Below are 24,366 nucleotides of genomic sequence, written 5' to 3'. Positions count from 1 at the left end.
AAATAGATATGCTGTCATTTGAAGAGGAGTTCATTGAAAGTCAACAGCTCAACCAAAGACTTCTGCAAACAATTCGTTTGCTTGGAGAGTACAAGGGAAAGCAGGAGTTATTCAAACAACAAGCCCCACAAGTTTTAGGCACTTTGCGCCAAGCTGCAGTTATTCAGAGTACCGAATCTTCTAACCGCATTGAAGGCATTACTGTGCCGCTCGAACGGATTAAGAAATTAGTAACAGAAAAAACAACGCCGCGCGATCGTTCAGAACAAGAAATTGCGGGTTATCGGGACGTGCTAACTACAATTCACACCAGTTATACCCACATTCCTTTTAGTCCAGGTGTCATTTTACAACTGCACCGCGACCTTTACCAATTTGCTGTTAATACAGGCGGGCGCTGGAAAACAGTGGATAATGAAATTAGCGCTACTTATCCTGACGGGACTAAAGTGGTGAGGTTTCAACCTACTCCCGCTTATGCTACTCCTGCGGCAATGGAACGCCTGCAAGAACGGTTTAATCGCCTCTGGGAATCGGGCGAAATAGAACCTTTATTGCTGATTCCAACCTATATTTTGGATTTCTTGTGCATTCATCCATTTTTAGATGGAAACGGACGGATGGCAAGGTTGCTGACTTTGTTGCTGCTATACAAAGCCGGTTATGAAGTGGGGCGATTTATTAGTTTGGAACGGATTGTAGAGAGAACTAAGGAAAGCTATTATGATACGCTTTACCAATCTTCCCAAGGATGGCATGAAGGGCAGCATAACCTGTTACCTTGGTGGGAGTATTTCTTGGGAGTCATGCTGCTATCAGCTTATCGGGAGTTTGAGCAGCGGGTGGGATATGTTACATCCGCAAAAGGAACTAAAACGGCGATCGTATTGGATGCGATTAACAATTTGCCTCAAGAATTCTCTATTAGGGAATTGCAGGAACGGTGTCCGACAGTGGGAATTGATTTGATTCGCCGTCTATTGCGCCGGGAAAGGGATGCAGGACGTTTGCAATGTCGGGGACGAGGGGTGGAGGCGCATTGGCGAAAGCAATAGATACAGGAATTAGGCACAAGCAACTGGATGTTGACTTGAAGTACAAAACCTAACACCCAGTTCTAACTATTTATGCAAGCTAATGAAAGCGGTGTAGACCGGGAAATTAGCTTCTTGGTAATGGATAAAAGGTAATCGGTCACTTGTATTTGACAATGTTTAAAAACTGTTATATTTCCTCCTATTGGAATTGCATTTCCTACAAAAAAGCTGATTTGTCCTTTCAATTTTTGCACAGAGGGCAAAAACGTTTGTGGTTTTTTTGCCTTTTGATTCTCCTCTCAAAACTTTTGTCTGCAACCCAGCATTCTGCCAAGACAAAGTTTATTCCGCGTTCTCGGGCAGCGGCGCAAAATTTAGCACCTCTGCCTTTTTTCTGTTTCCAAAGCCTTTCGTCCAAATCTTTTGTCCAGCCGACGTAGTGTTGGGCTGGATGAGTTGAACATATCGGCTTTTCAAAGTGCAGAAGATACACGTATCCTGCCATTTTGTTTGCCATTTTTGAATGTGGTTTTAATGTTTGCTATTGGCTGCCGGAGAAACAAACTTGTCTCTCCGGCATAATTGAATTACCAGTCGATTTTTAGCTCGCAGTTTTGGTTGCTGCTACCATTGCTGCTACCATTGCTGCTACCATTGTTGGTGTCGTTGTTGCTACGGTTGCTGCTTTCGAGAGGGAATTGGAAGTTTAAGGCCAGCAGTTCTTGTTCAATAATTGACTTTCGGTCTTGGACTTTTTTGTCTCTCACAAGTCGCAGAGCGTGGATTATTTTGTCGAGCGTTTGATAGCTTGTTTGTTGAAAATTCAGTACAAGTGTTGTTTCCCGGCCCATGATGTACAGTTCGTTTTCTGTTTGGTGGACGCAGGTTAAATTATTGAAGTAATAGGTGTAGGTTTGCGATAGTTCCATTTTTTTTTCCGATGCTTTATTTTTGGGCGCGACAGCGCTCATAAGTTGGTTTTTTCGTAAATGTTAGTGAGTACGCTAAAATGTATAAATAATTTATTTTTACCCATGTTGACTCACAAATTATTTGAGCAAGCACGGCCTCAATTTACTTAATAGTTACGCCAAAATAGTGGATAAATACGTTAAAAAAGCTGTCAAAATTAGTGGCAGCAATATCAGTAATTGGTATTCCTGCCTGGTAAGAATAATTGGGGGGATAAAACGGTTGACCCACCGTTATCAAAACCCTGATATGGCCGAACTACCCAGTAATTTATGTCGCAACCAGGAAATTTGTTAGCTAGCGCTTTTATTTAATAAAAGTCAAATTGTTAAGTGGCAATAACTAATCCAGTTCGAGGTTTTGGGTGTGCTGTTTATACTGTTGGTTATTTTGTTTATGAGTTTGCTGTTCTTGCTCAATTAATTGTATCCAGATATCATTCCAACTTGACTGTGGATTGACAAGTTCTGCATCCGGTAGTAGCGCGAGTGCATTTCGAGCGAGATGAGAATCTTCTGCGATAGCTATAATAACGCTATCGAGTTCTTGTAAGAATTCTATAGGAAGTTGTGAAGCTAGTTCAATTCCTAGGTAAATTGTGGGTGGTGGTGTTGCACAGTTATCCGGGTTATTTTCCTGTTCAATAAGCAAAATTGAAAGGGCTTCTATTGGGTTACAGGCAATCACAGCTCGCTCAATTTCTCCAGTAGTGGCTACCCAGAAAGCAGCTTCAGATGATAGGGGATGAGTTGTACTAAAGTTGCCTCTTTCATCGAGAACAAAAGCGAACCGGGCTTCCCCGTCAAGCGTCCGTGCCGTGAAGATAGCCTTTTCTGAGCCGGCATACAGCCAAGAATGAGAGTGCAATAAATTAAGCAATTCTAAAGGTAAACTGTACTCGACTGCTAGATGCGATCGCACTTTTTGCCACTGAGTTTCATTCCTTTCAGGCAGGATTGACAGTTGTAACTCTAACTCATTTGCTGTTGCCGGAGTTGCAGGCGCGGTTGCTGCTAACTCGGATTGTGACGACTCTAACTCATTTGCTATTGCAGGAGTAGCAGGTGCGGTTGTTTCTAGCTCAGATTGTGACGACTCTAACTCATTTGCCTCTGCCTCGCTGGGGGCGATAGCTAAGTGTTGTGGCTGCATTAAAGCCTCAATTAGGGCGTTATCTCGCCCTTGGTCATAGCTAACGCCTCGATGCTTCTGCAATCCAGAAAAAGTGTAGGCTTTACCCAACTGAGTGCCACTTAAAGCGACTCCATCTAAATTGTAAGAAATGCCTTTACTGAAGCCAGTTCGAGTCAATCCGACTTGCACCTCTACGCCTTGTTGCTGCAACCGCTCAACGAATTCTGGCATACTTGGGTTGTCTTGGGTGACTTCATCAATTAGGTCTTGCAATTGCACCCTGACGCTCTTGTTTCCCTTGCTTTTTAATTGCCTGTGTTCTCCTGTAGTCTGAGCCCGCTTGTCTGTTTCCCAACTGGGTGTAACAGTTTCCAGGTTGTAGTTCCGTTCGAGTTGGCGAATAGTTTCTTGGCTTTTGTAATAATCCCAGCTATCGTCAACAACACCTCCATCTAGGCAAATGCGATTGGCGACGATGTGGATGTGGTCGTGTTCTGTATCGCTGTGCTTGACAACTGCGTACTGGTTGTTGTCAAATTCCATCGCTTTCATGTAGTTGGCTGCAATCGCCAGCCAGCGTTGGTCATTTTCTTCAGAATCTTCTAGTTTTTCGGTGCTATCGACAGATAAAGTGGCGTGAAAAACTGCTACTTTCAGGTTAGGTCTTAGTTGTCGGGCGATGGCAAATTCAGCAGCGAGTTCTTCAGGAGTTTGTCCGCACATAGTACCGCCAATTAGAGCGGCGTCTTTTTTGCCCAGCACGTAGTTCAGACAGCCCCGAAAGCCTGTACCTTTGATTTGTTTGCCGATCATAACCGTTTCGCAGTAGGTTTATTACATCAATTGCTCAGGCTGGTTAAAAATTAGCGGACTGTAGAATTGGCAAGGTTTGCAACTATTGTTTTAATAGCAGTTTGGTTTTGTTGAATGAGGTGCTGTACGCTTTCTAAGAGTCCTCTATTGACAATAACGGGTTCTCCCAATACCACAGCACTATTGCAAGCTTTAGCAATCTGATTAATATTGTTTCCGGCAATTCTAAGTTGGGCATCAATCTTGCATAACACTTGATAGGCTTTCAAGTCAAATGCAGCTAGAGGGCGCGGCATGGTTCTCCTCAAAGCTGCACGCCGCATGAAGTCGCTCATGCTCAAATTGACTTGCTCTGCTCTTGCTTTGATTTGATTGTAGTCAGAGTCAGTTAGGCGAATGTGAATATGGTTGGATAGCAGCTCTCTAGGTTTGACGGACGGTAAAGTCTTCATAGTTTTTAATCAGTAAAAACCTCTTGCCAAGATACAAGTTAACAACTGTAATCGACAAGCGCTATTCAGGTGAATTTATCCCCCCCAATTGGAGAGGGCTGTTTAGACAGTTTATTAAGGTAGAGACTGACTATAATTTTCTTTATTTGTATAGAATAGTGGATTTAGGTGCGATCGCACTTGAATAAGTGATGAGCTTGTTGAATTGCTTTTGAAGTATTTTCTCCCTCTAATTTCTTAGAGCTATAGAATATTCAGCTTAAATCGTAGTACAAATAGTTACAATTGTCATTAAAGCTTAAAAAAGTATTAAACCCGACCTTACGGTTAGGCTTCCGTAAAAGGAGGGTGCATTATTTCTCTTTCTGCACGTAAAAGTGCGGTTTGTGATCACAAAAACATTGCTTGCTACCGATAGAGAACAACTATAACCAGTCCCAACAGGTTATGGCACGAACAGCACAAAAAAGCAGTAATTTGACCGAAAAAGTCAGGCGTTTGCAGGATATTTTCAGGTAAATGCAGGTAACGTGCACCCCCTGCAAATACCTGCAAATCCCTGACTTTATACTGCAAATCCCTGACTTTATACTGCAAATCCCTGACTTTAGCTGACACAACAATTAGCTAATTTTTTAGCGTTTTTAACAACAAGTGAATTGATTTAATAGTCAAGTTACAGTATGGTAAGTTGAATTAAGAATCAAGTTGAGCAAGTGCGAGAAAATTGGCAACACAGCAGCCGTTATACCAGCCTTGACAGTCGCGTAAATTGCTGTTGTCGGACTCGCGATGAAGCAATCGGCTAAACTGTTGTTGTCTAACAAAACTTGACAGTCGGATAAAAATTTACCGCCTGACTCGGTTTACAGCAGTCGCTCGGTTTACAGCAGTCGCTCGACTCCCACCTATTAATGGCGGTTATAATTCTCCACCTGATTAATACAGGCAGCAATCTCTAGGCGTAAAGAGCGATCGCTAATACATTCCCACAAAAAAATAGTTGGCAGTGCCTGTCCCATACCTTACCGCTCTTATTGAGGCATTTGGGCTTCAGTAGCCACTCGCGAGTCGTTCCTTATTCCATATCAATAAGGTTTGAACTGCGGGTAAACAATATGCTCAATATTGATGGGGGGTGGATATTTTTTGTCGGCACGTAAAAGCCCGGTTTGCGATCACAAAACCATTGCTTGCTACTAACAAAGAACAGCCATAATCGACCTCAACAAATCAATGCACGCTCGACACAAAAAAGCAGCAATTTGACCGAAAAATTCAGGCGGAAAGCCGGACATTCTCGGGTAAATACAGGTAGAGTGCAGTCCCTGCAAATGCCAGCATTCTCACGCTCTTTTGTACAGCAAATGCCTGATTTTATACGGCACTTGCCTGACTTTAGGACACACAAAAATTAGCTAATTTTTTTGGTGGCGGCTTCGATTGACGGTGCGAGTCGCGAACAGATAAGTCTGCTGGCGGGCGATCGAGCTTTCACATCAACCCGATCGCCTGGTTCATTCCGTGTCAGCACGAACAAATCAAAAAACGGGGCAACGAGCGGCACTCCGCTTGAACCGGGCAAGTTCTGCCTCGCCGACAACTGCCACAACATCGGCTGTTGTGGCAGTTGTCGGCGTCGATCACCTCCACAAAAATCGCCACAACAGCAGGAGCAATGTGAGCAATCGGCACAGTCGAATATCGGGTAAAAATCAAGCGCCTTGATACCTAAGATTCCCCATTCATAAGGGTGCATTGTTTTTATTTCTGCACGAAAAAGTCCGTTTTGCGATCGCAAAACCATTGCTTGCTACCGAGGAAGAACCGCCATAACCGACCTCAACAAGCAAACGCACGAACAGCACAAAAAAGCAGTAATTTGACCGAAAAAGTCAGGCGTTTGCAGGATATTTTCAGGTAAATACAGGTAAAGTGCAGTTCCTGCAAATACCTGCACTTGCCTGACTTTATACTGCAAATCCCTGACTTTATACTGCAAATCCCTGACTTTAGCTGACGCAACAATTAGCTAATTTTTTAGCGTTTTTAACAACAAGTGGATTGATTTAATAGTCAAGTTGTGGCATCGGAATTGAATAAAAAATCAAGTTGAGCAAGTGTGAGAAAATTGGCAGGTAGCTAAAATTTATGAAGCGATTTTGTAGCGTAGTACCCACTATGCCAGCAATAAAGTTGAGGCTGGACTATCTGGTTTTTGCGTTCCGTTGAGGCTGTTTGCGAGTGTAAGGCTTACATGGTAGTGCGTACTTGAGAGAGTACCCTGGCAACTATTTCCAGCATGAGTATCTGCGGGTTCATAGAGCAGCGACGATCCTCTTTTCAAGTTCGCTAGCGGCCGTCACGTTGCTCCCGCACCCGACCAACTCGAATAGCGTCAATCAAGCTGAGCAAGGCATAAAGTTTTGGATCGTTACTGGCAGCTTGTGGGACTGAACGGTACAGAGGCGCGATTGCCTGCCCTCTCACGACACCAGCCAGGGTCAGGCCAGACGTAAACCTCAGACGGTGAGGCAACCAGCTTGCTTTTCAATGGCGAGCGCAGAATGTGCAGTTGGCAGTCCCCGCTTGCTTGGGGCCTGGCTGGGCGTAGAATACATAGCGCAGCCCGTGAACCAAGAATTCCAACACCGCTTGCTTCAAGATTTTCCGCTCGGAGCCATAATACAGACCCGCAGCTTCAGAACGCTCAAGGGCAGCATGAACTTCTGATGCGCTCATGCCCAAGCTTTGAGCGAGAGAACTGTACGTCCAGTTCGTTGAATCCCAACTGTGGACTTTGAGTATTGCAAGGATATCTTGGGGTTTTAGCATAGCGGATGAGCGAGCGCATTGTTCCTTTATTCTACATTCGCGAATAGCGAATACTCAAGAGGTGGCGACTTTAATTTACCGCAAGGCTTAATTGAAGGGTGTGAGCCATGTAGCGAATACAGCGCTCGCCCCGGTTGCTTGAAGCCGTTGTAGGTAGGAGCGTGAGTACTCATCACCGTGTGCCAGTTGCGTAAGTCTTGACTTGTTAAACTAGGCACTTTGGAGGTAGTGACAATTGCGTTCGCATTGATAAAGTTGTACTTGATTTTAGAGAGAGCGCGATCGTCAAACTACTCTAAGTTCAAGACCGTACCGACGCTACCCAAGTTCAATGGGACAGTTGCGGCAATTGATGCCAGCGCTGCTACGAAGTTGTCACAACAGTAGGAGCAATTTGAACAAAAGGTTTTGTACGGACAAAAACATTGCTTGCTACCAAAACTAAAAAGCTATAACCAGCCTCAACAAGCAAATGCACTCTCGGCACAAAAAAGTAGTAATTTGACACGCAAATGCCGGCTCTTGCTGGACATTTTCAGATCGAAACAGGTATGGTACAGTCCCTGCAAATACCTGTATTCTCGATGATTTTGTACAGCAAACACCTGATTTTGTACAGCAAATGTCTGACTTTAGCGCTCCGCAACAATTAGCTATTTTTTAGCGTTTTTAACAAAATTTGAATTGAATTAATAGTCAAGTTGTGGCATCTGAATTGAATTAATAGTCAAGTTTCATCGGAGCGTATAGGTACAATGTTGATTGTTCAACCTCTCTCAGGGCGTGCTAAATATTTTATCCGCCCTTCCAGTCGGTAAAATAAAAGACATCAACGCTCGAAGGAAGGAATGATAGATGATTTAAGCCCTACCAAAATTAATGACAATTACTTTAGACGATTTTATGGACTGGTATCCAGACGGTTACGACCGCTTGGAATTAGGTGATGGAGTAGCTGTCCAGATGCAACCAACAGGAACTCATGAACGAGTAGCAGGAGAAGTCGCCGCTGCAGCGATTATCGAAATTCAGCGTTTGCAATACCCTAGTTTTAATTAAAACGTAAAAGTAGTTCGGAATAATCCAATCCAAATACTATCATTAGCAGCATTATGCTCAGGATTAGTAATCAACAAAACTCCCGGAGTTAGAAAAATGTTGTTAGTAAGTGGATAACGATAAGACAACTCAAAATGCAGCGAACTATCGCGGTCTAAGCGAGAAGAAACATCATTACTTGTAACCTTCGGAGGCATACCAAAAACAAAATTTAACTGACTCCCCAACTTACCCAAATCAGGCACTACCGCAGTAACTGCCCAACTCCAGATGTCCGCACTAGATCCCTTTGAACCATCTAAACCATTAACACGGGGCGAAGACTCAGCCCTGGCATTAAAATAGCTAACCCAAGCGCCTAAAATCAACTTATTGCTCAACTTATAAGTAGACTGTAAGCCAAAAGCGTTAGAAGAAGTCGCCGTATTTTCTCCAAAAGGCAACTGAGCAAATCTACTGCCCTTACTCCCAGTTACATTAACAGTTGAACCCGGTTCTGGAGCGTAGTAACGACCGTAGGTAAAAGCGATCGCTAACCTATTAGATGGAGTATAAGTTAACTGAGTTAAAGCAGTATATTGACCGCCAAACAGTCCCTCAACTGGATTGCTACCACTCGTAGTTAAATAACTGACACCAGCGGCAATTTTATCGGTGAAATTATAGTAGACTACAGCACCAGTACCAAAAGCAAACGAATAGATAGGACTTTCAGCACCAAAATTGGAAATAGAAGAAACAGGATTCAGGGCCGGAAAAATGCGAGTCGGAAAATCTGCAAGAGGTGCGATCGCTACTTTACCGCGTTTACCTATAGGAAACTCATAAAACAACGAGCCCACCCTAAGATTATTGCTAGTGTTAACGGCACCAATTAGGCTAGTCATATCTGTTCCAGTAACACTACTACCAAAATTGCTGACATTTCCAGCTCGAATGCTAGTGCGTAATCTGTCTCGACCTGTAAAACTGGTATCAAAGTTGAGATTTAGGCGCGCTGATAAGGTGAGATTTTCATTCAAATCTTCCCTGGGCTTTTTCCCAGAAGGAACAGCTTTCTCGTCTCCAAAAGCACTAATTAAATTAAAATCTACTGTCCCCCGGAGGACTGTAGTAGTGCTAAACTGATTGTCGTTGAGAGAAGTTACTCGCTGTTCTAAATTATCTATTTTAGTTGTGAGGGTTTTCAATTCAGTAGCAAAGTCTGCTTGTAGCCTTTGTACAACTGCCAACTCTTCTTTATTGGGGAATGTATTGCTCAAGCTATAAATTATACGTCCAACTTTAATCAAGCAAGTATTCAAGGCAGCAGCAAATTCATAACGGGTTATAGCACGATTACCCTCGAAAGTAGCTTTGCCAGAACCAGCAATGCAACGATATTTTTCTACCAAACTTCGCAGCGCTTCATAAGCCCAATCCCCCGGACTAACATCTCGCAAATCTGTGACACTGGTAACTTCATCCATCGCATCGGGTGGTTGGCTATATAGTTGGGGCGGTTGTAATTGGTTAGTAGGAACTTTTGGGACTTGAGGTTCATCATCCGCGTTGACTGAGGGCAACCTATTACCAGAAGATACTTGGTTTTCTAATGTGTTAGAAATTACCTTTGAATTACTCAATAATTCTTCCCAATACTTCTCGGATAAGACTCGATCTTCCCTAACTTCTTCACCTTCGGTCGGGCTTAACGAGGGGGAAACATAGTCCTCCTCCTTTCCAATAGGAGTTGGGGAGATATTCGACGATTCAATATTACTAACCGACAAGTCTTGGGATTCTTCCCCAAAATTATTTGAGTTGAACGTTGTTACAGATGATGGACGCAGAGATTCGTTAGTCGTGTTAATTTCATCAGTTGATGTAACCATAACACCTGAAGTATCTGCCAATCTAATAACTTGCTCAGTAGCATCATTCTTCTCTGGCAAGTTGGCAGTTGTAGTCGTTTGAAAGTCTGGTAATGGAATATCGGCAAAATTTGCTTGCCCCAAGACAGGGGGTAATATTAACAAGTTACAACCCAGTATTAATGAGCTTAACGGCAACGGCAGACTCAATTTGCTCATAATTTCTCTTTGCGATCGTACATACAATGGATAACAAACCTTTTTATCTCCGAAGGCAGGAGGCTCTTGGCAGGAGGCAGAAGGAAAACTGCCCTCTGTTTCCTGCCACATCGGAGGGAGCAAGGGTTTAAGACCGAAGGCAGGAGAAGTCGAATCCCCTACTGAGAAAGCTCATAAAGCCTCTTCCCTCCTGCCTCTTAGGGAGCATCTCATATTTGTAAAAACACTTGTTCTGGCTCCTTCCTTCTTCCTCTTTCCTCTTTCCTCCTGCCTCCTGCCTCTTGCCTTCTGCCTCCTTAATTAAGGACGAACTCTAAATTCATTATTGGCAGTTTCAATCACTTTATTAGCTACATCTTCGGGGATTTTAGTATACCCTAGCTCTCGATTAAATGCTTGACCTTTAGTTAAAATCCATGTCAACAAGTTCTTATTAGCTTGGACAAGAGTTTCATTGGGATACTTTTCATAAAATAGTAGCCAACTCAAACTAACCAAGGGGTAGCCATCTTCTGGGTCATCAATATCTTCCGTCGTGAAGTCATCGTTAAACTTTATATTAGCTAGGGCTTTTTCAGTCTCTGCCAAAGTCGGTTCCACGTAACGACCAGCCCGATTTTCAATCCTAGCTATAGCGAGATTGTTCTTACGAGCAAAGCTTGTTTGCACATAGCCGATCGCACCATCAATCCTTCGTACTTCTCCAGCCACTGCACTATCTTGAGGAAGGGCAGCGAAAACCTGAAATCCCCAATTAGGTTCCCGCGTCGCTTCTATCTTTCCACGTGTAATTTTTCGCAAGTATTTAGTGAGCGTGAAGGTAGTACCGCTACTATCTGATTGAACTACAACTTGAATCTTTTTGCTAGGAAAACGAGAATCAACTTGGTTCCAATTGGCAATTTTACCTGTGAATATTTGTGCCAGTTGCTCGCGAGATAACTTGACATCGGAGGTCACATCTTCAAGGTTGTAAACAATAGCTATTGCCCCTCCTCCTGTGGGTACCATTAGCAGCCCATCTTCCATCTGATTTTTCTCAATTGGGGTAGGAATTAAAGTAGTACCTCCGAAGTCCAGTGTTTTATTGATGAACAACCGAATGCCACCTCCACTGCCAATGGAACTATAGTTGAACTTGACGCCTGTTTCCCGTTCGTATTCGGCGCTATAACGCTGATAAAGAGGTTCGGAAAAAGAAGCACCAGCACCCTTAAGTAATTGAGCAAAAGCAGCATTAGTAGTGAAAGCAATTGTTGTTGCAGTTAGTGTGGCAGCGATAATTCTCTGCCAATTACCGATCGTAAATGTCTTCATGGATCTGTGCCACCAAATTGCATATTTTGACTGTTGATGTGCTAAATATTGATTTTCTTGCGGTAAATGACGACTTTATTACCATCAGCAGCAATTTCTAACCAAAAATCCCGAATGACAAATTGATAGAAAAATTCGCCAAGACGGGTACTCCGCCAAGTGCTGATAAGTGGGTCATTGGGAGCCCATTTTTTGAAAGCTTTTAGAGCAATTTCAGGGACTCCACTGGACTCTATTTGCTCGTCAACTTGAATCAGAGTGCCACTGGGAGTAACTTGTACTTCAACTTCAAAGCCTTGTTGGTTTTTACCTCTGAGTATGTATATTAATGAACCATCTGACTTTAGTTCAATTCGAGCTTGGCTAAATGCCGCATTGGTCGCTGTCTTTGCTGAAGACATTGCTGGAAGTGCTACTTCTTCCAGGGGTATTTTTCGGACTATTCCTCCTAGATTTTGGGCTATTAATGAAACAGGCTCTTGGCAGGAGGCAGGAGGCAGGAGGCAGGAGGGCTTATGAGCTTTCTCAGTAGGGGATTCAACTCCCACTGAGAAAGAAGCCACTGAACTTTCCTTCAGTGGGGTTCCTAAACCTTTGCTCCCTAGAAGTCGCGCAGGAATTTCTACAATGCGTTTTCCTCCTGCCTCCTGCCTCCTGCCTTCTGCTTTCGGAGATGAACTTCCACTGTCAGTGAAAGACTGAGCCTGAGCATCACCCAAATAAACAGATGTGGTGAGCATGGCTACTCCTGTAATTGTCAACAATTTCCGCCAAGTAGTTGTGTAGAGAGTCATCAGTTTTTGAATGTGTTGGTTGTTGTTCATTATTTTTTAAACTGCAAAAATCCTCGGCCACTCAGTTCCTTCTCTCCTGCATTAACCCAGTCAAGTAACCTCTGTTTCGTTACTCTGACGAGATGTTTATATAATGTATTTGCTAAATATCTTAATCTGTATTTTCCAATAAGTAAAGTCGGAAAAGTAGGAAAATTCTTCAGGAAAACTCTCCACAGCAACTCGATCTGATCTATCAGTTGCCACAACTGATCTCGATACCAACCCCTCTTTCCATGTCATCGCCACACCCAAGGAAGTAAGGTAGGAAAAGTAGGAATATTAGGAGAAATATGTCTACTTTTTCTGCGATCTAAGTTGTGCAAGATCGAAGGAAATTTTGTTAACTTCATACCGATTGCATTTATTATTCATTTCTTCCAAAGTACAACTGTCTGGTGTATTCGTTTAGTTGAAAATTGGGATGGCGATTGAAGGACATGGTAGCGCTGATGCGAGGGATAGTGCCTTCTACAGGAGTCACACGATGCATGGAAAGCTTTCCTGAGTGCAATACAAAGACACCAGGAATCGTGGGAAGGTCTGTAGTGAGAGAATGTCTGTCTCCTCTGATAATCTTTGCCAGTGCTTCTGTATCTTTTTCTACTTCCGAACGAGAGCAAGGTACATACTCTAGCACTCCTCCATTCTGTGGAGCCAAGATGTGGAGGACGATAGTATATTCTGACACATCGAAGTGCCAGTCTTGCTCGTCATTGTTGTGGTGAATATGCACTGTCATTGCTCCAAGTTTGTCTGCGGATCTGTAGACTTCATGACCAACTACAGATGAGACAAAAGCAACAAGAGGATTCCACTGAAACAATACCTTGAGGGGAGAATCTGAAGATATTTGATCGTATGCTAGGGTACGTTTAGTATAGATTTTTTGAAGATAACTTGGGTGGTCTGGAGAAAGATTTTGTACATTCTCAGTACCTAAAAACACGTTATTAGACCCCGTAAAACAGAAGCTCTTGGTTACATCATCAAACTGTATTTCAGATGCGATCTGGTTGACAATTTCTGGACGCAAAAAGTCGTTGAGGACAGTTAAACTATTACTATTGAATTCCTGACGCGCTTTTTCGAGCAAGATATTTCCAGCTTCACTCTCTAAGTTGTGGATAGGATATTTATCAAGGTTGATAATTTGTGAAATTTTTGAGGACACTTTACTAAGCTCCATTATTTAGCTCCATTTGTCGAAGTAGGTTGGAAAAAGTTCTAATATCATACCACAATTAGCCAATTATTCCTAATTTATTTCTCAACGTTTCCATATCTTCCAGCCACATATCTTCCCATCTTAAACCTAATATTTTCTCAGCATTTTGTCCCATTTGAAAACCTTTGGTTAGGTTTTGTAAATATAGTTGTCCGTCAAAGATTTTATCGTCAAACAGAATATGAGACATTCTCGCTATCAGCAGATAATATATATTGGCGATCGTCGCTTGACCGAGATAAAATCCTTCTATACCGATTTCTCCCAAGTTATCCGTTTTAAATCCCGTAACAACGTGAATAATATCGTGAGTTTGTCTGATCCTCCCGAAAAAAAAATGATATTTATCATGCTCTTGCTGAAAAATAAAAGGAAAATTTTCTAAGTTATTACGAGCCATGTGTTCAGCATAAATATAGCCGAGAGTGTTGGTTGGCATCTTAATTAATCTTTCAAGAGGATGCACGGGGTTATAATTTTCTTGAAATAGCTCTTCTAAACCAGGGATATTATCGTATATGAGTTTTTCCGCTTTCTCTTTATTTCTTTCAATGACAGTATCTCTGACTGACTCAGATATTCCAAGAATATTGTTTAGGGAGCTGGGATTGACTGCTAAACCAATCATCTTGACTAAAATATCGGTAAACTCGGAACCAGTATAACCATTATCCATCTGCATTTTCCTCAATCGTTAACTATTAATTAGCCTTCACTTGCAACAGCTTAGTTTTTGATTCATCCAAGACGGTTTGTTTAACTGGGAAGTAGCCCAAACTATAAATTTCTTCGTTTACATAAGTCAAGTAATAGTTAACAAAGCCTGCTACTTCCGGTCGTTGCCGAATCGCTTTGGCATCCGCATAAATATACAGCGGACGAGTGATCGGATATGTTGACAGAAAAGGGTCTACTCTATCAATAGCGATCGCCCTCAACTTGTCGCGGTTTTGTTGATAGGAGCTATACTCTAAAAAGCCAATCATATAGGGATTAATTAAAGCTTCTGAGTGCAACTGCTCTACAAACTCATAAAATACCGTATTGGGAGCATTAGTAAGTTGGCTAACGTTCCCTTGGAAAATAGCTTGGGAAAGCAGGTCAACAGAGCCGCCAGTACCAGCCCCCGCTGGAACAATGCGTTTAATCAGCTCTTTTGGCCATTTGGGATTGACATCTGACCACTTTTGAACAGTAAATACCTTTGCTAGTTCATCGCGGGTCAGACTGTTTGGGAGGAAACTATTCTGAGAACTGACTACAATAGTTACAGCATCGGTGGCTATTTGAAAGTTGATCGGCTCAACACCTGATTTGGCACAGGCTGCTAACTCCTGACTGGTAATTGGGCGAACTGCATTGACAATATCTACCTTTTTATCCTCGCAAAATAGCTTGAAGCCAACCTGAGTATCAATACCAGCGAGATTAATCTTGCTGGGATACCCGTCTTGGATAAAGCGTTGAGCAATAGCCTGACTAATCGGCAAAACTACCTGACTTCCCGATATCGCCAGTGTCCCCTCCAGTTCCAGGGGGGTGACTTCGGGTAACACAATTCCCTGTTTAGCGGAGTCTTGATTTGAGGGTGATTTAACTAATTTCCCCTCGACTTTCTCAATACCCAAGTTTTCTTTGGAAGCTTGATTCCCACTAGCTTTATTGTCAATATTTGCTTGTGAGGTTTTGGATTGACCAGCGCAGGCTGTTAATAGTAAAACTATGTTGAGCAAAAATAAGTAATTTATGTAATTATTTGCTCTAGTTTTCCTCATGTTCATTGATGACATATATGGGAACCACCCAGGTGGTTAGGAAGAAAAATGAAAAAAACAGCAAATATTTTAGTGTGTTTTTAGTCTCCTTTCCGGGAGAATCTAGTGTTTGCTTTACCTGAAGGTAGCGTATTTATTTGAAGTAAAATTTTAACTTTACCATAAACAAAATCTACACTATTTAGCCGGAAAAGTCAAGCCTAAAATTACCAAAGAAATCACTATTTTTAGCGCTAATTTAAGGATAGGAAGAGGCAGGAGGCCGAAGGTAGGAGGAAGGAAACAGAAGTAATAAGAGCTACCTGTTTGTGCGATCGCTCGTGTCCGGCATCCCCTTTGTGGCTGCTATAACTTTATCAAAATTCAGGGTTAAAAACTTCTCTTTCAGGGCGGAATGTTTTTGTAAATCCATCCGAAAGACCTCACGCTTTATCTGTCAACAGTCCACAGTCAAGAGTCCACCGTCAACAGTTTAACTATCTTCTCACTTGCACTCGGCTACCATTGTTATTGCTCGGTGGCTTTACATCCTCCTTAATTCCTTTGGCAACTAGAACCATTTTTTTGCGTTCTTCGATATATTGAAGAAATTCTGAGGCAAATTTGTGGTTAGATTCAATTGCTTCGACAATCTTTTCGGCGGGAATCACTACAACCTCAACATCTTCCCGGGCGATCGCTGTAACTGGACTGACCTCTCCTGGAAAGATAGCCATTTCACCAAAGGCTTCGTTAAGTTCAAGCTCGTCCACTACCTTGCGATCGCCTTTTTCATCTTTTAGGTAAGCCTCTCCCGTCCCCTTGAACATAATATAAAGTCCCTCGTCTTCTTTGCCTTCCTGAATAATTAGCTCACCTTGGCCGTAGCTTTTAAATCTAGCTCGTTGGGCCAATTTTTCAATTTGATTGTCATTGAGCGTTAGGAAATATGGGAGCGATCGCAAATACGTTGCCAATTCCTCTTGGCGGTTCTCTAATACTTGAGGAATTCGGCTTGGTACTCCTTCTTTAGTATCCACGTCGTACTGCACTGCGATCGGATAGGGAACGGTAAAACCATAACGTTGAGTTAGATAGTAAAGTCGGGATTTGAGTTGCCCAGAAACGCCAAAATTTTTTTCAGGCAGTAATTTATAGTAAAGGTCGTAGGTGATACAGGAGTCTCCATAGGAACTAACCTGAGCCAAACCTTCGTCTTCAATCGCATCTATGCCCTCCACCAAACTATTTAGTGCTGGAATTACTTGATTAGGAGAGTCGTCATAAGAAAAGCTGGCGGAAATATTTTTCCAAATTGCTCCCTGACCGTAATTGATAATGCTTGCCTTCGACAACACTCCATTGGGAACGTTGAATGTCTTGCCAGGAGATGCAATAGTAACCGACCACCAGTTTTGCTCGAATACCCGCCCCTGCTTTCCGTCGAACTCAATCCAGTCACCCGTTCTGAATGGTTTGGCAAATAGCAGCAGCAATCCTGATACCAAGTTGCTGAGGGTATCTTGCAGCGCTAGGGCAATTACCGCTGAAGCTATCCCCACACTGGAACCCAAACCACTTAAACTTATATCCCAAACTCCATTGAGAATGTGATAGCCAATGGCTAAGATTACTACAGCCCTAGCTACTTGAAAGAACAGGTTAGGGACATGAATTTGCCATTTGATAGTTTCTTTTTTTGTAGTAAGTAGGGCGTTGACTAAAGAAAGTCCCGCTACAATCAGGGCAACCCAAGTTAACGTTTCGACAAAACGTGCCCAGGAATCTTTGCCAGCGACGTTCAAAAGCTGCCGCATTACCAATAGCACGGCTAACGGCGGTAACAGATACTCGCGCACCTGACGCAGACCAACGGCTAAGGGATGTTGCTCGCGTTCCAATCTTGAGGCGGCTTCGCCAAGCAGTATGCCAAACAAGGGGAATCCCAATCCTAAAAGCAATAACCATCCCAGAAGTGATTTATCCATGACTGTTTTTTAACCAACGATACACAGTGATTAGTAAGTATTTTTCAGCAGCTTTCGATTAGTTAGAATTTGGCTTTACTGAATATTAAGGGTGATTAGTCACGCCCTCTCATCGGCGGATTGTTTTTAGAACTGGGCGGAGGGTTAAATTTCCGTATTAAACATCTCGCTCTCAACAGTCAAGTGTCTACTGTTTAAACGCTTATTTTTCCCAACTCAACTTCTGCTACTTGTATCATAATTTTGCTCAAGAATATGTAAACTTCTTTCCATGCTTTTCGCACGGGCGTAGTAAACTTTTCACCCAGACCTTGCTGGATTTATATTGGTTACTTATCTATATCAGGTTAAGTTGTTTAAGTCAAGCTATTTTCAAGTTTTTTGCAGGTAAATTATTCTGTGAGGCCAAGTAGGAAAAGTAGGAAAAGTAGGAAAAGTAGGAAAAGTAGGAACCTAGTATATTTGTTAGACGATCAGGATTAATAGCCTTGACAAAGGCTTGCAAAAAAACCTAATCTTGATCGAGATGTTGGTTAAAGGAACTAGAATGTTACGCAGAATAAAAATGGCAAAAAACAAATGACTTTACAGGACAACGATACCAGTCACCTCTGATTCGATGCTGTGGTTGTTGGCGGTGGGATTATTGGTAAATCCATCGCCTTTGAACTAGCCCGTTCCGGTTTGAAGGTGGTGCTGATCTATCTCCAACAGCAGAATAGTGATGGAGCCTCGCTGGCTAGTGGTGCTATGTTGGGCGCATACGGCGAGATTACTGCCGACCAAGAGACTCTCGAAGAACAGCTTGAACTGGAGTTTCGGATCAAAGCGCAGAAGATTTACCCTGATTGGCTCGATAGCGTGAGGGAGGCATCGGGGCAAGAGGTATTTACCACACAAGGGACATTTATTATCGGTAACAGTGCAGGCGATCGCGATCGCGCCAATCTCAAGCGCATGAAAGCCCAACTAGAAACCTATAATGAACCCCATGAGTGGGTCGATCCAGACGACGTTCCCGGTTTAGACGCCAACAATTCCTGTCCAGCATACCAAGCGTTGTTCATCCCTGGTGAACGGTCAGTTGATTCTCACAACTTACTGTCAGCCCTTGAGGTGGCGATCGCACAACATCCCAAAGGGGAAGTCTTAGACGAGAGAGTTGAATCATTGCTTTGAGCTAGATAATTGGCAGGGGTTGATGCAACTTGTTGAGGATTGGGTGATTATCGCTCTCGCGGTGTTTGCTTCTAGGTGGACATGGCAGCACTTGCTGTCAAACTGTACTAGCAACTTGAGTTAATTATTTTATGAGTTCTGTAAGATACTGGGTTAATTGGGCTGGTAATGTTTCTTCTCAACCGACTTCTTATCATGAGCCAACGACTGAAGATGAAATAGTCTCTTTGGTTAAGTCTATAGCTAATGTTGGTGAGCGCATTAAGGTAGTTGGCTCTGGTCATTCATGTTCTAGAATTGCTGCTTCTAATGGAGTTCATTTAGTTTCATTAGTCAGATATAACAAAGTACTAGAAATTAAAAGTGAAGCTTGTACAGTTACCGTTCAAGCGGGTATTACCCTAAAACAAATTAATAATTTTATTGAACATCACGGATTAGTTCTTTCAAATATTGGTACTATCTCAGAACAGACAATTGCAGGGGCTATTAGTACAGGTACTCATGGAACCGGTATCAACTTTGGTGGTATTTCACAACAGGTAACGGCTCTAACTATGGTATGTGCTAATGGGGAAGTAATTTCTTTGTCAAAAGAACAAGAACCGGAATTTTTTGCAGCAGCTCTGGTGAGTTTGGGGTGTCTGGGAATTATTTCTACAGTAACTATTTCTTGTGAATCTGCTTTTAATTTACGTTGGCTGGGGAGTCCAGCTACTTTAGACTACGCACTAGAACATCTCGAAGAGTTAAATCAATCGGAACACTTTGCATTTTGGTGGTTCCCTCATACGAATTATGTTTATTTGATGAGTAGTAATCGGACAGCTCAACCGATCGATCCTCCCAAAAATGCTATTGTTGTTTGGTTTAAAGACGTAATATTGGGAAATTACCTTCATGAAGTTGCTCTCTGGTTATCAGTTCATGTTCCTGGGATCGTCCCAACAATTAATCAATGCTTTCGTTACTTGTTTTTTAGCAGTCAACGAGAGCGGATTGCTCTGAGTTACCAAATTTTTAACCTAACTATTCTACTCCGTCAGTATGTAATGGAATATGCTATTCCAATCGAAAATACTGCTACAGCTATTCGTAAGCTGCGTGATTTGATTAATGAGGCAAAATTTAAAGTTCATTTCCCTATCGAAGTTCGTTTTTCAGCCAAAGATGATGCTTGGCTGAGTCTTTCTTATGGAAGAGAAACTTGTTTCATAGGGGTTATTATCTATCGCCCTTTTGGGCAGGAGATTCCTTATGATAATTACTTTCAGCAGGTGGATGCGCTAATGATTTCTTTGGAAGGGCGTCCTCATTGGGGAAAAATCCATTATCAGAGTACAAATCATTTCCGTAAACTGTATCCAAAGTGGGACGAATTCCTAACTATACGTAACAGTCTTGATCCAAAATCTATGTTTATCAATGACTATCTTGAAAGGATATTTTTTGATGAATCATAGATAATAGTATAGAAGGGAAATAAGTATGAAAGCGTTAGTATTATGCAATATCAATCAGCTAGAATTGCGTGAAATATCTCGTCCTGAAGCAAAAGAACATGATGTTTTGGTACGTGTTTCAGCAGTAGGACTATGCGGCACAGATTTTCACATTTTTTCTGGTCAAGCCAATTATAATATAGATCGGCGAGGAAAGGTTATTCCACTGATAGAACAGCCGCAGATTTTAGGCCACGAAATTGTTGGTGTTATTGAAACAGTAGGGAGCGAAGTTAAAGATTTACAGGTAGGCGATCATGTAATTATTGATCAGGGGTTAAACTGCATTAGCAGACGGCGAAAGCCGAATTGTGAATACTGTACCAGTGGCGATTCCCATCAATGTCAGTTTTACAAGGAACATGGCATCACTGGGTTACCAGGAGGACTAGCCGAATACATAGCGATTCCTGCTGTAAATACCATCCCTATTCCTTTTGATTTGGAAGATATTGCAGCAGCCCTGACAGAACCCCTTGGTTGTATCATTCACGCCTCAGATAGGGTTGCACGCTGTTACAAACGTTATGAAATCAACGCTGAAGATAGTAATAAACGTGTGCGGTCAATCCTAATTTTTGGTGCAGGACCAGCAGGGCTATTATTCATTCAATATCTTTACAAAGTTCTGAGATATGATGGCTTGATTTTAGTCAGCGAACCGAATCAGCGAAAGCAGGAGTTAGCTAAAAGTTTCGGTGCGGAAGTTATTGACCCCCAAACTGTTGATTTAGTCGAAGTTGTGCAAGAAAAGACTGGTGGACGGCGAGTGGAGTATTTAATTGATGCTTGCGGCGCTGGTTCCATCTTCAACTCTATTCCTGCCTTAATCCGCAAACAGGCTACCGTTTTACTGTACGGCTACGGTCATGCAGGTGTAGATTTGAGAGTGCTCAATAACTTGCAGTTTATGGAACCAACGCTGGTTGCTGCTACCGGGGCGTCAGGAGGGTTCCGTAGTGACGGACGCCCATTAATTTACGAAAGGGCACTTAGCTTCCTTGCAACAAACCACATCGATGTGACTTCCTGGATTACCCATTGTTACCAGTCCTTTGAAGCTATTCCTCAAGCCTTTACTAAGGATCACCTAGAACCGGACTATATTAAAGGAGTAGTAGCGCTGACTGGGTAAAGCTACTTCAAACTGTTCCTCGCCTCATTGAAACAGTATTGGACACTAATTGGACAGCTTTGTGTACGCTATATTAGCGTTTACCAGCTAGATTTATTGGGTAGCAAGTAATTCAGGGAAATTTTAGTACATTTGCACGGGAAAACTTCTTTCTTAATGAAAAAACAACAGCACATTCTCTTTTCATACGGTTGTCCTCCAAAACAAGGTTTTGGTAGCCCAATCATTGTTAATCGACATCTAAGGCGGCTTTCAAGCAACTGGGAAATATCTATTGTTGCACCACAACAGTCTTTTACTGGCATAAATTTTCCAGACTTTTGGCAGCCTATCCCCTTACCAATGCGTAGATGGTGGTGGCTTCCTTATTGTCCTCAAATATCCAAATTACTTGAAATTCGCTTTTGGTATTGGCAACTTGAATGTGAGAGAGTTCTATTACAAAAGCGACCAACAGCAATTGTCACCGTCCTTTACGATATTTATTCTATATTTGCTGCTTACCTTGCAAAAACGTGGCAGGTTCCTCTGTCTGTAATTATTCACGATCAAGAAGAAGTTAGGGCCAAATCTGAGGTGGAACACCATTTAATTAGAAAAAACTGGAAAAGTGTTTTGAACCAAGCTACTAAAATTTGGTCAGTATCACAAGAACTCGGTGATTTGTACAAAGTGAACAACCCTGATAAAATCAGTACTCTGATTCCAATTCCTGAGGGTAGTAATCAAAGCTTTGCCACATGGAAAGATAAATTTACAGCTTCTCCTGTCGTTGCCTACGCTGGAAATATCTATCCAAGTCAAATTTCTTATATTTATAGCATTGCCTCTACTTTACAAAAAATCAACGGCACTTTTTTACTAGTTACCCCCAAAAATAGACCTGGTGTAGTAGAGTTGCTCAATGCTTTTCCCAACATTGAGTATCAAGAACCATTTCCAAGAAATGCAGATGTCATCAGTTTTTTGAAAAATCAAGCAAGTTGCATACTAGTGCTTTATCCCTTTAATCTCTCTGAGTTTCCTTGGGGAGCTACTTCTTTTCCGAGTAAGTTAGTTGAGTTTTCTCATTTAGGTCTGCCAGTTCTTATCTTGGCACCCCCAGATACAGCTTTGGGAAGTTGGGCAACAAAGCATAACTGGTACAGCTATCTAAGTAGAATGGATGAAGAAAAACTCTTCCAAATTATCAATCAGCTTATAGAGAAAGAAAAATGGATTCAGATGGCACATCAGTCTCAAATTGTTGCTAAGAGTGAGTTCAATCCTAACCTGATCCAAGCTCAGTTTGAATCTGAAATAGCAACAGTAAGATGATCGGTCTTTGGGAAAAAAGAGTTGTTTGCGACTACGTAACATACAAGAATGATGCTCCCGTACTTGATATAACTTGAGGATAGCCATGATAGTTTCTAAAATCAATCAATCTACCAGCAATCCTTCATTCGCTTGGGTCACGCTTTGCACAACTCGATCTTACCTCCCTGGTATCCTTGTGTTAGCCCGCTCATTGCGTCAATGTCAATCGCGATACCCCTTGGTTGTAATGGTGACCCACGACCTCCTGATAGACGAAGCAGCCAGTGCGCTGACGCAAGAACCTAACATTCGCCAACGTCTTGTGTCTCCGATTCAGCCAAGTCCACAGGCACATACTGAGTATGCTTATGCAACGTTCAGCGAGGTGTGGACGAAACTTCGCTGTTGGGAACTCGTTGAATTCGCAAAACTGGTTTTCTTAGATGCAGATATGTTGGTGCTGCGTAATATGGATCATCTGTTTGAAATCGAACTAGCAGTTCCTTCAGATGAATTCGTGTTTTCTAACTCGACATTACCAACGGAAATAAGATCAAACTTACCTTTCTTGGCTGCGGTGGATGCTTGCGTGTGTAATCCCCTTGGTCGTCCCAACTACCCATCCTGGTGGGTGCCAGAAAATTGTCGTCACAGTCATGTCACATCAGGCATAACACCGCTCGCCAACCCAGGGTACTTCAACAGTGGTCTATTTGTTTTTCACCCCAATGTTGCTATGGCAAATGACATGGTTAATAAGATACAGACCCCATCAGAAAACTTATCCCGTTATCTATTTCCAGACCAGGATTTTCTGAATGATTACTTCAAAAGCCAATGGCTCAGACTCCCTTATGTGTATAACGCTATGAAAACAATGAAAGTGGCTCATCCAGATTTATGGAATTTACAGAATATTCATAATCTTCACTATATCATTAACAAGCCCTGGAATATCGATATAAAGAGTAGTTCGATCAACGAGGAGCAATTCTACGATCTCTACCAGATATGGTGGGATTTTTCTGGGAGAGCGACACGCGCCCCGTAATTTAAGTGATGTAAAGGTTGAACCGAATTATGGTAAAAAAAAAAGAGAGATTAGCTATTATCAACAATCTCTAGAGCAATCATAAATGATTTTCTATATCTAGAGCAATCATAAATGATTTTCTGTGTGTAAGTATATTGACGTATTTTGGGGAAATCAAATTTATGTTCCTTAGTAAAAAACTCTCTCCAAAAATTTGACAATCTTAAAAGACCTACATAAATACCAATACTTTCTTAAAAAGTTTTTAGCTTGTAACCAAATATTTTCAACGAGATTCTGTTGGGAAGCATTGGGAACAAATAAAATACAAGTAATTGACCAATCATCAGTTTTTTTGTCACCATTTACTTCTAATAAAAAGTCTCTAAATTTTCCATAATTATGATAACTAGCTCCATCCAAAATCAAGATAATCTTGCGATTTCTATATTTATTTGGTAAGTATTTTATGAATTTAAATGTTGATTTTTTATCGCCAGATGGATTGCTCTAAATATCGATATCGCTTTTGATGAAAGATTCTCTCATAAGCTGCTAAAGGAGCTAATTCTTTTTCCCTATTTTTTGTTGCTGTTGTAAGTTATTCTTTTTTTTAGGACTACAATCAAGTATTGCATATAATTGCATCATAGTCTTGATAATGATTTAGGATTGCTATAAACAACGAAGATAGGGATAGTTTGCATGATATCGAGCGGAAAGT

At 41.9% G+C, this 24,366-nt stretch carries 20 protein-coding genes; 7 read left to right on the top strand and 13 right to left on the bottom strand.

The features are described 5' to 3' along the window. The first annotated feature begins 8 nt into the window (after nt 1-8). Entirely contained in the window at nt 9-1,055 is a 1,047-nt protein-coding gene (locus tag QUB04_RS03595) for a Fic family protein (RefSeq protein ID WP_333281133.1), read from the top strand. A gap of 569 nt (nt 1,056-1,624) precedes the next feature. On the opposite strand, the gene QUB04_RS03590 is transcribed toward QUB04_RS03595, so the two are convergent. The 6 genes from QUB04_RS03590 to QUB04_RS03565 form a co-directional block, all read right to left on the bottom strand. Further along, a complete protein-coding gene (locus QUB04_RS03590) occupies nt 1,625-2,008 on the bottom strand; it encodes a hypothetical protein (protein ID WP_333281130.1) in 384 nt (127 codons plus the stop codon). Between the two features lie 343 nt (nt 2,009-2,351). Further along, nucleotides 2,352-3,956, bottom strand: coding sequence for a relaxase/mobilization nuclease domain-containing protein (locus QUB04_RS03585; RefSeq protein ID WP_333281127.1), 1,605 nt, complete (start codon nt 3,954-3,956; stop codon nt 2,352-2,354). A gap of 50 nt (nt 3,957-4,006) precedes the next feature. Continuing rightward, nucleotides 4,007-4,408, bottom strand: coding sequence for a plasmid mobilization protein (locus QUB04_RS03580; protein WP_333281124.1), 402 nt, complete (start codon nt 4,406-4,408; stop codon nt 4,007-4,009). Between the two features lie 408 nt (nt 4,409-4,816). Next, on the bottom strand, nt 4,817-5,026 hold the full coding sequence (locus QUB04_RS03575) for a hypothetical protein (protein ID WP_333281121.1): 210 nt from the start codon (nt 5,024-5,026) through the stop codon (nt 4,817-4,819). A 796-nt stretch (nt 5,027-5,822) separates the two neighbouring features. Then, the gene (locus QUB04_RS03570; RefSeq protein WP_333281118.1) at nt 5,823-6,167 is read right to left on the bottom strand and encodes a hypothetical protein; all 345 of its coding nucleotides are present in this window, start codon (nt 6,165-6,167) and stop codon (nt 5,823-5,825) included. Nucleotides 6,168-6,958: 791 nt separating this feature from the next. Continuing rightward, complete coding sequence (locus QUB04_RS03565) at nt 6,959-7,243, bottom strand: hypothetical protein (RefSeq protein WP_333281115.1); 285 nt, start codon at nt 7,241-7,243, stop codon at nt 6,959-6,961. Between the two features lie 879 nt (nt 7,244-8,122). Here QUB04_RS03565 and QUB04_RS03560 point away from each other — a divergent pair. Beyond that, nucleotides 8,123-8,302: a hypothetical protein gene (locus QUB04_RS03560; RefSeq protein WP_333281113.1), complete on the top strand. Its 180-nt coding sequence runs from the start codon at nt 8,123-8,125 to the stop codon at nt 8,300-8,302. Here QUB04_RS03560 and QUB04_RS03555 read toward each other — a convergent pair. The 7 genes from QUB04_RS03555 to QUB04_RS03525 form a co-directional block, all read right to left on the bottom strand. Continuing rightward, nucleotides 8,299-10,374 carry an iron uptake porin gene (locus QUB04_RS03555; protein ID WP_333281109.1) on the bottom strand — a complete coding sequence of 692 codons (2,076 nt, stop codon included), beginning with the start codon at nt 10,372-10,374 and terminating at the stop codon, nt 8,299-8,301. The two genes, QUB04_RS03560 and QUB04_RS03555, sit on opposite strands and share 4 nt — an antisense overlap. Nucleotides 10,375-10,674: 300 nt before the next feature. Then, nucleotides 10,675-11,691 carry a phosphate ABC transporter substrate-binding protein PstS gene (gene pstS / locus QUB04_RS03550; protein WP_333281106.1) on the bottom strand — a complete coding sequence of 339 codons (1,017 nt, stop codon included), beginning with the start codon at nt 11,689-11,691 and terminating at the stop codon, nt 10,675-10,677. A gap of 41 nt (nt 11,692-11,732) precedes the next feature. After that, nucleotides 11,733-12,515: a hypothetical protein gene (locus QUB04_RS03545; protein ID WP_333281103.1), complete on the bottom strand. Its 783-nt coding sequence runs from the start codon at nt 12,513-12,515 to the stop codon at nt 11,733-11,735. 376 nt (nt 12,516-12,891) lie between these two features. Next, nucleotides 12,892-13,713, bottom strand: coding sequence for a HalD/BesD family halogenase (locus QUB04_RS03540; RefSeq protein WP_333281099.1), 822 nt, complete (start codon nt 13,711-13,713; stop codon nt 12,892-12,894). A 55-nt stretch (nt 13,714-13,768) separates the two neighbouring features. Continuing rightward, on the bottom strand, nt 13,769-14,428 hold the full coding sequence (locus QUB04_RS03535) for a Coq4 family protein (RefSeq protein WP_333281095.1): 660 nt from the start codon (nt 14,426-14,428) through the stop codon (nt 13,769-13,771). 25 nt (nt 14,429-14,453) lie between these two features. Next, a complete protein-coding gene (locus QUB04_RS03530; RefSeq protein ID WP_333281092.1) occupies nt 14,454-15,542 on the bottom strand; it encodes a substrate-binding domain-containing protein in 1,089 nt (362 codons plus the stop codon). Nucleotides 15,543-16,003: 461 nt separating this feature from the next. After that, on the bottom strand, nt 16,004-17,494 hold the full coding sequence (locus QUB04_RS03525; RefSeq protein ID WP_333281090.1) for a cyclic nucleotide-binding domain-containing protein: 1,491 nt from the start codon (nt 17,492-17,494) through the stop codon (nt 16,004-16,006). 624 nt (nt 17,495-18,118) lie between these two features. On the opposite strand from QUB04_RS03525, the gene QUB04_RS03520 reads away from it, so the two are divergent. The 5 genes from QUB04_RS03520 to QUB04_RS03500 all read left to right on the top strand — a co-directional run bounded on the left by QUB04_RS03520 (nt 18,119) and on the right by QUB04_RS03500 (nt 23,660). Next, the gene (locus QUB04_RS03520; RefSeq protein WP_333281088.1) at nt 18,119-18,673 is read left to right on the top strand and encodes an FAD-dependent oxidoreductase; all 555 of its coding nucleotides are present in this window, start codon (nt 18,119-18,121) and stop codon (nt 18,671-18,673) included. 131 nt (nt 18,674-18,804) lie between these two features. Then, on the top strand, nt 18,805-20,136 hold the full coding sequence (locus QUB04_RS03515; protein WP_333281084.1) for a D-arabinono-1,4-lactone oxidase: 1,332 nt from the start codon (nt 18,805-18,807) through the stop codon (nt 20,134-20,136). 25 nt (nt 20,137-20,161) lie between these two features. After that, the gene (locus QUB04_RS03510; RefSeq protein WP_333281081.1) at nt 20,162-21,310 is read left to right on the top strand and encodes an alcohol dehydrogenase catalytic domain-containing protein; all 1,149 of its coding nucleotides are present in this window, start codon (nt 20,162-20,164) and stop codon (nt 21,308-21,310) included. 156 nt (nt 21,311-21,466) lie between these two features. Beyond that, a complete protein-coding gene (locus tag QUB04_RS03505) occupies nt 21,467-22,627 on the top strand; it encodes a hypothetical protein (RefSeq protein ID WP_333281078.1) in 1,161 nt (386 codons plus the stop codon). A gap of 85 nt (nt 22,628-22,712) precedes the next feature. Continuing rightward, nucleotides 22,713-23,660 carry a glycosyltransferase family 8 protein gene (locus QUB04_RS03500; protein WP_333281076.1) on the top strand — a complete coding sequence of 316 codons (948 nt, stop codon included), beginning with the start codon at nt 22,713-22,715 and terminating at the stop codon, nt 23,658-23,660. Nucleotides 23,661-24,366 lie beyond the last annotated feature (706 nt).

The sequence above is a fragment of the Microcoleus sp. D2_18a_B4 genome, from assembly GCF_036702475.1.
Taxonomy (GTDB): Bacteria; Cyanobacteriota; Cyanobacteriia; order Cyanobacteriales; family Microcoleaceae; genus Microcoleus.
The sequence above is the reverse complement of the archived record's forward strand: the minus strand, read 5'-3'. Positions and strand labels throughout refer to the sequence as shown.